The sequence below is a fragment of the uncultured Psychromonas sp. genome (assembly GCF_947489755.1).
GTDB lineage: Bacteria > Pseudomonadota > Gammaproteobacteria > Enterobacterales > Psychromonadaceae > Psychromonas.
The window spans coordinates 21419-32938 of the sequence record NZ_CANLFB010000039.1 but is presented as its reverse complement, the minus strand read 5'-3'; the positions used below and the strand labels follow the sequence as shown (position 1 = coordinate 32938).

Annotated in this window: 3 protein-coding genes; all 3 read left to right on the top strand. The window is 40.4% G+C overall.

The genetic code is table 11. From position 1 onward, the window contains the following. Nucleotides 1-7841: VCBS domain-containing protein (locus tag Q0794_RS16340; RefSeq protein ID WP_298943670.1), on the top strand; the 7841-nt coding region annotated here is incomplete at its 5' end. A gap of 122 nt (nucleotides 7842-7963) precedes the next feature. Further along, nucleotides 7964-10144 (top strand): type I secretion system permease/ATPase, encoded by a 2181-nt coding sequence (locus tag Q0794_RS16335; RefSeq protein ID WP_298943669.1) that lies wholly within the window; start codon nucleotides 7964-7966, stop codon nucleotides 10142-10144. After that, entirely contained in the window at nucleotides 10141-11514 is a 1374-nt protein-coding gene (locus Q0794_RS16330; protein ID WP_298943668.1) for an HlyD family type I secretion periplasmic adaptor subunit, read from the top strand. The genes Q0794_RS16335 and Q0794_RS16330 overlap by 4 nt, the downstream gene beginning before the upstream one ends. The last annotated feature ends 6 nt before the right edge of the window (nucleotides 11515-11520 follow it).

Genomic DNA, 11520 nt, shown 5'->3' with positions numbered 1-11520 from the left:
CTTACGGTGCAGTTTCTATTGCTGCCGATGGTAGTTGGACATACGCAGCAGATAACACCCAAGCGGCTATCCAAGCGCTAGATGACGGTGAGTCATTAACCGATACTATTACGGTGACAACCAGCGATGGTGTTGAGCAAGCAATTGTTATTACTATCAACGGTGTTGACGACTTATCGGTTGTGACAGGCGATGATACTGGCGCAGTAACTGAAGATGCGGATGCAACCACGTTAAGCACGACGGGTACCTTATCGTTAAGCGATGTTGATACCACAGACACGACAACCTTTACCGCTGAATCTATCCAGGGCGATTACGGTACCGTGACGATTGACGAAAACGGTGAGTGGACATACGCAGCGGATAATACACAAGCGGCTATTCAAGCGTTAGATGAAGGTGAAACACTCACCGATACGATCACTGTGACGACTAGTGATGGTGTTGATCAAGAAATTGTTATTACGATCAACGGCGTTGACGACTTATCGGTTGTGACAGGTGATGATACTGGCGCAGTGACAGAAGATGCGGATGCAAGCACGTTAAGCACTACAGGTACCTTATCGTTAAGCGATGTTGATACCACTGATACCACAACCTTTACCGCTGAATCTATCACGGGTGACTACGGCACCGTGACTATCGATGAAAACGGTGAATGGACATACGCAGCGGATAATACGCAAGCAGCTATTCAAGCGTTAGATGACGGTGAGTCATTAACCGATACTATTACGGTGACAACCAGCGATGGTGTTGAACAAGCAATTGTTATTACTATCAACGGTGTTGACGACTTATCGGTTGTGACAGGCGATGATACTGGCGCAGTAACAGAAGATGCGGATGCAGCTACGTTAACAACGACGGGTACATTATCGCTAAGCGATGTTGATACCACTGATACCACAACCTTTACCGCTGAATCTATCACGGGTGACTACGGCACCGTGACGATTGATGAAAATGGTGAATGGACATACGCAGCGGATAACACCCAAGCGGCTATTCAAGCGTTAGATGAAGGTGAAACACTCACCGATACGATCACAGTTATGACGAGTGATGGTGTTGAGCAAACGATTGAAATTACTATCAACGGTGTTGACGACTTATCGGTTGTGACAGGCGATGATACAGGTGCAGTAACTGAAGATGCGGATGCAACCACGTTAAGCACAACAGGCACATTATCGTTAAGCGATGTTGACACCACTGACACGACAACCTTTACAGCAGCGACAGTGACAGGCACTTACGGTGATATCACTATCGATGAAAACGGTGATTGGACATACGCAGCGGATAATACCCAAGCAGCTATTCAAGCGTTAGATGACGGTGAGTCATTAACCGATACTATTACGGTGACAACCAGCGATGGTGTTGAACAAGCAATTGAAATTACTATCAACGGTGTTGACGACTTATCGGTTGTGACAGGCGACGATACAGGCGCAGTGACAGAAGATGCGGATGCAACCACGTTAAGCACAACAGGCACATTATCGTTAAGCGATGTTGACACCACTGACACGACAACCTTTACAGCAGCAACAGTGACAGGCACTTACGGTGATATCACTATCGATGAAAACGGTGAATGGACATACGCAGCGGATAATACCCAAGCGGCTATTCAAGCGTTAGATGAAGGTGAAACACTCACCGATACGATCACAGTTATGACGAGTGATGGTGTTGAGCAAACGATTGAAATTACTATCAACGGCGTTGACGATTTATCTGTTGTGACAGGCGATGATACTGGCGCAGTAACTGAAGATGCGGATGCAGCTACGTTAACAACGACGGGTACATTATCGCTAAGCGATGTTGATACCACTGACTCGACAACCTTTACCGCTGAATCTATCACGGGTGACTACGGCACCGTGACGATTGATGAAAATGGTGAATGGACATACGCAGCGGATAACACCCAAGCGGCTATTCAAGCGTTAGATGAAGGTGAAACACTCACCGATACGATCACTGTGACGACTAGTGATGGTGTTGAGCAAGCAATTGTTATTACTATCAACGGCGTTGATGATTTATCGGTTGTGACAGGCGACGATACAGGCGCAGTGACAGAAGATGCGGATGCAACCACGTTAAGCACAACGGGTACATTATCGTTAAGCGATGTTGATACCACAGATACAACGACCTTTACGCCAGCAACGGTAACGGGTGCTTACGGTGCAGTTTCTATTGCTGCCGATGGTAGTTGGACATACGAAGCAGATAATGCACAAGCGGCTATTCAAGCGTTAGATGACGGTGAGTCATTAACCGATACTATTACGGTGACAACCAGCGATGGTGTTGAGCAAGCGATTGTTATTACTATCAACGGCGTTGACGATTTATCTGTTGTGACAGGCGATGATACTGGCGCAGTAACAGAAGATGCGGATGCAGCAACGTTAACAACGACGGGTACCTTATCGCTAAGCGATGTTGATACCACTGACACGACAACCTTTACAGCAGCAACAGTGACAGGCACTTACGGTGATATCACTATCGATGAAAACGGTGCATGGACATACGCAGCGGATAACACACAAGCGGCTATCCAAGCGCTAGATGACGGTGAGTCATTAACCGATACTATTACGGTGACAACCAGCGATGGTGTTGAGCAAGAAATTGTTATTACGATCAACGGTGTTGACGACTTATCTGTTGTGACAGGCGATGATACTGGCGCAGTAACAGAAGATGCGGATGCAACCACGTTAAGCACAACGGGTACCTTATCGCTAAGCGATGTTGATACCACTGACACGACAACCTTTACAGCAGCGACAGTGACGGGCACTTACGGTGATATCACTATCGATGAAAACGGTGAATGGACATACGCAGCGGATAATACACAAGCGGCTATTCAAGCGTTAGATGAAGGTGAAACACTCACCGATACAATTACCGTGACGACCAGTGATGGTGTTGAACAAGCAATTGTTATTACTATCAATGGTGTTGACGATTTATCTGTTGTGACAGGCGACGATACTGGCGCAGTGACAGAAGATGCGGATGCAACTACGTTAAGTACAACGGGCACATTATCGTTAAGTGATGTAGACAGTTCAGATACAACGACCTTTACGCCAGCAACGGTAACGGGTGCTTACGGTGCAGTTTCTATTGCTGCCGATGGTAGTTGGACATACGAAGCAGATAATACACAAGCGGCTATCCAAGCATTAGATGAAGGTGAAACACTCACCGATACTATTACGGTAACCACTAGCGATGGAGTTGAACAAGCAATTGTTATTACTATCAATGGTGTTGACGATTTATCTGTTGTGACAGGCGACGATACTGGCGCAGTAACAGAAGATGCGGATGCAACCACGTTAAGTACAACAGGCACCTTATCGTTAAGCGATGTTGATACCACAGATACCACAACCTTTACAGCAGCGACAGTGACAGGCACTTACGGTGATATCACTATCGATGAAAACGGTGAATGGACATACGCAGCGGATAACACCCAAGCGGCTATCCAATCATTAGATGATGGAGAATTCCTAACCGATACTATTACGGTGACCACCAGTGATGGTGTTGAACAAGCCATTGTCATTACTATTAATGGTGTGGAAGATGCAACCGAAATTACCGTTGAAAATGGAGACAGTGACCTAGGTGAAGTAACAGAAGATATTGATGTAACAACGGATAGTAAATTAACTGATAGCGGCACATTAACCTTCACGGATGTTGATACAACAGACAGCGAAAACTTTGACCCTACAATTGAATTTTCTCCAGCTGAAGAAGGCGATACTGCATTAGGACAAATTACTATTGATGTTGATGGTAATTGGTCTTATGAAGTCGACAACAGCGCAGTACAGTATTTAGGTGAAGATGAAACATTAACAGAAGTTTATACCGTTACATTAAATGGCACGACTCACGATATCACTATTACGATTAATGGCTCTGATGATCCAACAATAATACAACCTGTTGGCACGGTTTTCGAACGAGGGGAAGTCATAGAAGACGACAAAGTTACTTCGGGACAACTTACCGATACTGGCCTATTTCAATTTACTGATGCTGATGATTCCGACAGCGCTAACTTCGAGGCGACAGTAGCGTTTGTAAACTCGTCATCAGACTCTGGGCAACTTGGTGTCATGACAATTACAAATGAAGGAACTTGGTCGTATGCCGTTGATAATAGTCTGGTTCAATATTTAGATGCTGGAGAGCGTATAGCCGAAAATTTTGTTATCACAGTGAATGGCACTGAACAAGCAATCAGCGTGATTATTGAAGGAGCAGAAGATCCTACAGAAATTACTGTTAACTCACTAGTAGGTGATAGTGATGTCGCTTCAGTGACCGAAGATACTGCTGATAGCGATGGGAAATTAACTGATAGTGGCACATTAACCTTTACAGATGTTGATACGAATGATAGTGAAAACTTTGATCCTACCGTGGCGTTTTCATCGACAAATACTAGTGATACAGCCTTAGGCGAAATGACTATTGATGCTGATGGTAACTGGTCATACGAAGTTGATAATAGCGCCGTTCAATATTTAGGTGAGGGTGAAACATTAACTGAAGTTTATACCGTTACGTTAAATGGTGTAACGCAAGATATTACCGTCACCATCAATGGTGTTGACGACATCTCTGTTGTGACAGGTGATACGACAGGGCAAGTAACAGAAGATACGGATCCATCAACTTTAACCGTTACTGGTGTATTAGACATTACGGATGTAGATTCCGCCGATATCACTACTTTTACAAATGAAACTGTAGAAGGTGCTTACGGTGAACTCACTATTGATGCTGATGGTAACTGGACATATTCTGCTGATAATGAACAAACAGAGATTCAAGCACTTGATGATGGTCAAACATTAACAGATACCATCACGGTGAATACGACTGATGGAAATACTCAAGAGATTGACATTACGATTAATGGTGTTGATTATGCGCCTGTTGCAACTGACGATACTGAAACAACTTACGCTACAACTATTCGTCTAGATGAGCAGCCAGAATACGGCACAATGCAAGTCTCTGTCGATGGGGTGTGGGTTGATATGGTGGTTGGCGAAGAATATGATTCTGAGTCTGAAGTGCAATTTGTTCCAGATGAAGAAGCAATACAGTTGAACTCTATTGATATTGGTGTTGGTTCATTTGGTGATGATGGATCTTCAAGCTTTGAAGCTAATGTGAGTGATTGGGGAACGGTTAATAGTGACGGGACAGAGGTTACTACAACCATTAATAATGCAACCATTACAACTTCGCTTCTAACTACTGCCGCTAACGATTCGCAAGTACTAACGGCCTGGAATGGAAATACACACATTGGTAACGGTATTGGTAACGGGGATAGTAACGGATTAAGTCAAGGAGAAACGCTTGTTATTGATATCGAAGGTGAAAATATTAATTCAGTGTCTTTTACTCTTGATGGTTTAGGTGGTTATTTTGATGAAACCAGTAATAATGCAACTCAAGTTAGTATTACCGCTTATTTTGAAGATGGGACCTCTGAGACACAATCTTCTTATAGACAAAGTGGTAGTTATGTAGATACTTATACTTTTACTTTTGACAACGATTCACCGGTGGATTCTTTTGAATTAACAACATCAGGTTCTGATGGCACTTATGTAGTACAAAATATGACGCTATCTAGAACCGTCGCAGATGAAATTACGTTTACAAGAACACAGGCAGACGGTAGTGAAACAACTGAAGTTGTTGGACTTAATCTTAACTATGATGATGCAGATGAAATTGTTAATGTGACCGATGATTTACCGGAAGTAGACGCTGATATAACTGAAGGAGACATCTTCACTGACGAAAACAGCTCAATTTCTATTGATGTACTGTCTAACGATAGTGATAACGATAATGACGAGCTTACTATTACTGAGATCCAAGGGCAAAGTGTCACAGAAGGTGGCGATGCTGTCGATATTACTATTGATGGTGTTGTGGTCGGCACAGGCAAGCTTGTTGATGGTGAAGTTGTGTTTACACCTAGCGAAGCAATAGGTGCTACATTAAGTGATGGCGACTCTCAAACATTTGATATTGAATACACGATTAGTGATGGTACTGAAAGCAGTGCTGCAAATATAACACTTCGTGTTGATGGAGATGTTGAGCCTGAAGCTGAAACTCTACCCGTTGCATCTGACGATGCAATATTAGAATCTGGCCTTACTGGTCAATACTGGGGATATGATGAAGCACTTGAAGGCCAAAACACTTCCTCTATAGATACTGTCAAAGACTATATTGCAAATAACCCTATAGCTGATATTTCGTTTATCTCTACAGAGCTTGATTATAAAAATACAGGTGCAGTTGATCAAAACTCTGGTGTCGCTGACGGTGTCAATGAGAATGGAATACCTGATAACCTGGTTACTTTCTTAAATAACGATGCTGAGTCGATTGTAACTATTGATGGTGGCTCTTCAGAAACAGCGACTGATGGTATTCTGGAGATATCAGGTAACTTATATGTTGCAGAAACAGGAATATATACAATAGATGTTAGCCATGATGATGGTTTTGAACTTATTATTGATGGCGAGTCAGTTATTACATTTTCTGACATAACATCAAGTGCTCAAACTAGTTTGTCATTAAACATAACTGAAGGCTTACACTCTATAGAGATCATTTATTGGGACCAAGGTGGTGATTATGAACTTGTATTAGATATGAGTTTACCATTAGGTGAAAATATTTGGATTGCAGAGAATCTATCTAGTTCTGATGGTACTTTAGGTACTGAAATAAATACTGCTGTTATTCTTGATTTATTAGCTAATGATACAGGTGAAGGGATTTCTATAAACTCCATCAGTCAACCAGAGAATGGTACGGTTTCTATTACAGACGGTAGTGTGACTTATACGCCTGATGCTGATTACACAGGTATAGATTCATTTACTTATAATATTATTGATGAAAATGGCAATATTTCTAATACTGCTACCGCTTATGTCACCGTTACGCATAGTGCTGAATCTGGATTGATTGATGCAGATACTGTAGATGATACTACTGCACCAACGGATGAGACTGTTGAACCTGTTGATGAGGTCGATACTGTGTCGAGTGAAGACCAGGTACTTTTAGGTGATGGTAATGCTAATACTATTAATGGTGGAACTGGTAACGATACTATCTACGGATATTCGAGTAATGATACGTTAAGCGGTGGTGCAGGTAACGACCAAATATTTGGTGGGGATAATGACGATACCATCTCTGGTGATTCAGATAATGATGAACTCTATGGTGAAGGCGGTGCAGATACTCTCGATGGTGGTTTAGGAGATGATATCCTTACCGGTGGTATCGGCACTGATATTCTGACTGGTGGTGATGGTGCTGATACGTTTATTTGGACAGATAGTGATACATATGGGTCTGATAGCATTACCGATTTTAATGTTGAAGAAGGCGATAAATTAGATTTAAGTGACCTCTTACAAGGGGAAACTGAAGGTGATTTAGGTAAATACTTCGATATTAGTTTTGATGGTACAGATACAACGTTAAGTGTTAGTAGTAATGATATTAACGCAAACCCTTATGATACTTATAAAGGTACAACGATTGTATTAGAAGATACTCAATTAGATGGTGTGACTCATACTGGGTCACTAACAGCAGATGAAGTGGAAACTGTTATTAATAGTCTCTATGATAGCGGCGCTTTAGTTATTACTGAAACAGTCGTCGATACAGGGACAACCACACCAACTATCGATACTACAGATGAAGGTATTATTTGATATTACATTGATATATAGGATAGAATCTTTATAAAGTGTTAAAGTGATTTTATACGCTAATAAGTAGTGCTATTACTGTTTTAAAGTAGCACTACCATCATTATTATAATAAAGGATCAACTTTGAATCCAAACAATGCTCAACAAGAAAAATGGGAAATTAATGCATCAACTCGTATTGGACACGATCCTCTATTAGATTGTTTAGTGTTATTAAGTGAGTACTTCGCGACACCTTGTTCTGCAGAGGCATTAGCGGCAGGTTTGCCATTAACTAATCAACACCTTTCTCCTGAGCTTTTACCTCAAGCAGCAAGTCGAGCAGGTTTAAGTGCTAAGCTCGATCGTAGAAGCTTAAATACGCTACCGGATATGTTGTTGCCTTGTATTCTAATGCTTAAGAATAAACGGGCTTGTATTTTACATGAGTTAGATTTAGCTAAAAACCAAGTGAGAGTTTCATTTCCTGAAACTGGTGGGGAAGAAGTGCTCTCCATTGAGGAACTTGAAGCTGAATATGTTGGCTACTTATTTTTAATTAAACAAAAGTACCATGGAGATCGTCATTTTGATGTCCATATTCAAGAAACAACCATTCATTGGTTGTGGAATAGTATTCGTGAGTCTGCACCGATATATCGTGATGTTATTATTGCTTCTATTTTAATTAATATATTTGCCTTGTTATCGCCTTTATTTATTATGAACGTTTATGACAAAGTGGTGCCTAATCTTGCTTTTGAAACCTTATGGGTTTTAGCAATTGGTGCCTCAGTTGCATATATTTTTGATTTTATTTTAAAGCAAATTCGAGCCTACTTAATTGATGTTGCAGGTAAAAAAGTTGATGTAGAAATATCATCAAAATTATTTGCAAAAGCAATCGGTATACCGCTTGAAAAAAGGTCATCTAGTATTGGCGGAATGGCTCGTCAACTTGGCGAGTTTGACAGTATTCGTGAATTCTTATCTTCAGCAACCATTACTGCATTAGTTGACTTACCATTCTCAATTCTCTTTATTTTTATCATATGGTTGGTTGCAGGTGATTTAGCTTATTTTTCTGTGATCGCGACCGTCCTTATTCTTGGCTATAGCTTAACGGTACAGCCTAAATTAAAAGTGGCGATTGAAGAAAGTAATAAGTTTTCAGGCTTAAAACACGGTCATTTAATTGAAAGTCTCTCCTCTTTAGAGTCAATTAAAGCGAACGGAGCAGAAGGGCTTATTCAACATACCTGGCAACAAATGGTTGGCCATACTTCAAAGTGGCAACTGAAAGTTAAAATGGTAACCAATTCAGTTTCTAACGTTTCCAGTTTTATCATACAAATGACGGTAATCGCGGTTATTGTGTTAGGTGTGTACCGAGTCTCTGAAGGGTTAATTTCAATGGGGGCTATTATTGCTGCTGTTATGTTATCAAGTCGAGCTATTGCGCCAATGGGAAGAATAGCAGGGCTAATGACTCGCTATAACCAAACAATGAGTTCATTACGTCAAATAGACGGCATTATGAAACAAGAAAGTGAATTTGAGAATAAAGGTCATCTTGTTAGTCGTAATAAACTTGAAGGTAATATTGAATGTGAGCAAGTTTCATTTAAATATCCTAATGTTGAAAAAACTGCGCTATATCCATTCTCTTTGCAAATTAAGCCTGGTGAAAAAATTGCTATTATAGGGCGTAATGGTTCAGGTAAAACGACTCTAGCCAAATTGATTCTTGGCTTATATAAACCGTCGCTAGGCAGTATACGTTACGATGGTTTACATCAAGAACAAATACACCCAAGTGATTTGCGCAGTAACATTGGATATTTACCACAGGATATCACTTTATTTCACGGCTCTATTAAAGACAATATTCTATTTGGAACACGTCAAGTCACGGAGTACCAATTATTACGTGCGGCGCAATTATCTGGTGTTTGTTTATTTACAGATTTAGCTTCAGAAGGGCTAGATTTACAAGTAGGAGAAGGAGGTGTTTCACTTTCTAGGGGACAACGTCAAGCAGTGGCATTAGCACGTGCTATTTTGAATGATCCGCAGGTTTTATTACTCGATGAACCGACAGCAAGTTTAGATGCTCGTTCAGAAAAACAATTTATCCTATCAATGAAACAAACGGTTAAAAATCGTAGTTTATTACTTATTACCCATAAAATGCATTTATTACAATTAGTGGATAGAATTATCATTGTTGACCACGGTAAAATTGTTGCAAATGGGCCTAAAGATGCTGTTTTAGAACAACTTTCAGCTGGGAAGTTTACTGCAACTAAAGGAGCTGAATCATGAAAATATCTAAGCAAGATTTAGAAATGGCTGATGATGTTTATGGTGCAATGCTCACTGAAACACCCACTGCACAACGTTTAACAATATGGGCATTAACGGCTTTATTTGTTTGTTTTTTTGTATGGTCTTATTTTGCAGAGTTAGATCGCGTTGTACGAGGTGAGGGTAAAGTTGTACCTTCTTCTCAAGTACAAATCATTCAAAGCTTAGATGGCGGCATTTTACAAGAATTGTATGTTAAAGAAGGGATGGTCGTTACTAAAGGGCAGCCTTTAGCTCGTATTGATGATACTCGTTTCCGTTCTGATATGGCGCAGCAAACTCAAGAAGTTGATGCATTAAGAGCGGATATTATTCGCTTAAGAGCTGAGCTGAGTAGTATCTTAATTGCCAATGCAAAAGATTGGAAATTACAGATAAAAATAGAACAAAAGAAACTAGAATTTCCAGAAGACTTAAAAACGACAGCAGCAACTTTAGTCGAACGTCAACAAGATGAATATATTGGGCGTTTAAATAGCTTAGATAATCAAGTGGCTATTCAAGCTCAACAAATTCTTCAACGCGAGCAAGAAATAAAAGAATTAGAATCAAAAATCAGAACCTTACGTAGTAGTTTGAGTTACGCGAATAGAGAACTTAAACTTACGCGCCCATTGGCTAAAAAAAATATCGTACCTGAAGTCGAACTCTTAAAGTTACAACGTACTGTTAATCAATTAAATGGTGAATTAAATGCACTACGCGCTCAAATACCAAGGAATGAATCTGCTTTGGAAGAGTCTGTGCTAAAACGACGTGAACTTGTCTTTAACTTTCGTACCGATGCACGTGCACAATTAAATGAAAAACAAGCTGCATTATCAAGTATTACTGAAGCGCAAGTGGGAGTTAAAGACAAAGTAAGTAAAGCTTTGATTACTTCCCCAGTAGTTGGAACTATAAAAACTTTGCATATCAATACATTGGGTGGTGTAGTTAAGCCTGGTCAGGTATTATTAGAAATTGTACCAACTGAAGATAAACTATTAGTTGAAGCAAAAGTGATTCCAAAAGATATTGCGTTCATTCATGTTGGTTTACCGGCCCGTGTAAAAATCACAGCTTATGACTTTACTCGTTATGGTGGCCTAGATGGTGTCGTTGAGCTAATTAGTGCCGATACAACACAAGATGAAGAAGGTAATAGCTTTTACATTGTTAGGATTCGCACAACTGAATCGAATATGAATAGAGATAATAAAATTGATATGCCTATTATCCCGGGAATGTTAACCAGTGTTGATGTGATGGTGAGTAAAAGGACAGTACTTGAATATATACTTAACCCGATATTAAGAGCCAAAGAAATGGCGTTACGTGAATATTAAATTTAG

Bases quoted from the DNA above. Each gene is read 5' to 3' on its own strand.
- Q0794_RS16330 (WP_298943668.1), top strand. From the start codon at position 10,141: ATGAAAATATCTAAGCAAGATTTAGAAATGGCTGATGATGTTTATGGT.